This window comes from Rhizobacter koreensis (assembly GCF_013366375.1).
GTDB lineage: Bacteria > Pseudomonadota > Gammaproteobacteria > Burkholderiales > Burkholderiaceae_C > Schlegelella_A > Schlegelella_A koreensis.
The window spans coordinates 1-1,187 of record NZ_JABWMJ010000040.1 but is presented as its reverse complement, the minus strand read 5'-3'; the positions used below and the strand labels follow the sequence as shown (position 1 = coordinate 1,187).

1 protein-coding gene is annotated in these 1,187 nt (G+C 65.0%); it reads right to left on the bottom strand.

Features of this window, described 5'->3' with window-relative positions; all coding sequences use genetic code 11:
- Positions 1–156: 156 nt before the first annotated feature.
- Positions 157–1,116: an IS5 family transposase gene (locus HQN59_RS25745; protein ID WP_176071990.1), complete on the bottom strand. Its 960-nt coding sequence runs from the start codon at positions 1,114–1,116 to the stop codon at positions 157–159.
- Between the last annotated feature and the right edge of the window lie 71 nt (positions 1,117–1,187).

Sequence of the window (1,187 nt, the reverse complement as noted above, 5' to 3'; positions counted from 1 at the left end):
GGAAGGTCTGCAGAACACGTTCCGCAGCAAGGAGTGAGTGGAACTAGTGCCATCGAACGGTTTGGGGTCCGCGAGAGCCGGCTTCGGACTGCGCAAGGGCCTTCGGCAGGCCGACTCGCGCGCCGCGTGCACCGTTTTCGGCCGCTGCGGACGCACTCATCCCTCGGCACCCAGCAACTGCCGTCGAGCCATCCACAGATTGCTCAGCGCGAACAGCGTGACGATCTGCCCGGTGTTCTTTCTCAGCCCTCGGTAGCGAACCTTGGTGAACCCGAACTGGCGCTTGATCACTCGGAACGGGTGCTCAACCTTGGCCCGGATGCTGGCCTTCATCTTCTCCACGCGCTCGGCGCTGATGTCCGGCGCGATGAACGGGTTGAGCTTCCTGCGCAGCCCCGGTCGCATCGCTACGTGCCACGTGGGCCCCGACGCCTCCGGCCGCTTGTGAACGCCCTGGTAGCCGGCGTCGCCGAACGCCGCCTCTTCGTCGCCGTGCAGCAGCGCTCCGGCCATGTTCAGGTCGTTGACGTTGGCCGGCGTGGTCGCCACCGTGTGCACCAGCCCCGACGCAGCATCCACACCGATGTGCGCCTTCATGCCGAAGTACCAGTTGTTGCCCTTCTTGGTCTGGCGCATCTCAGGGTCGCGCTCGCCGTCGGCGTTCTTGGTCGAACTGGGCGCCGAAATGAGCGTGGCGTCCACAGCCGTGCCGGTGCGCAGCATCAGCCCTTTGTGCTGCAGCAGGTCGTTGACCACGCGCAGCATGTCCACCGCGAGGTCGTGTCGCTCCAGCAGGTGGCGAAAGCGAAGGATGGTCGTCTCGTCGGGCATTCGAGCGGTGGCGCCGTCGAGCTTGGCAAACTCGCGGTACAGGGGCACGTCGTGGAGCGCCTCTTCCATCGCCGGATCCGACAGACCGAACCATTGTTGCAAGTAGTGGATGCGCAGCATCGTCTCGATCCCGAACGGCGGTCGTCCGGTCTTGGCTTTCGGGTAGTGCGGCTGGACGATCTGCACCAGCACCGCCCAGGGCACCACACGTTCCATCTCCTCCAGGAACTCGCGCTTGCGCGTCTTCTTGGTCGAGAGATTCAGGCCGAGTCCGAGCTGCTTCATGCTCGCCATCGTCGCGCCGGCGCCGACCTCATGCAAGACGGGTCAGCACGGGGTTATGCAGACCTTCCCTA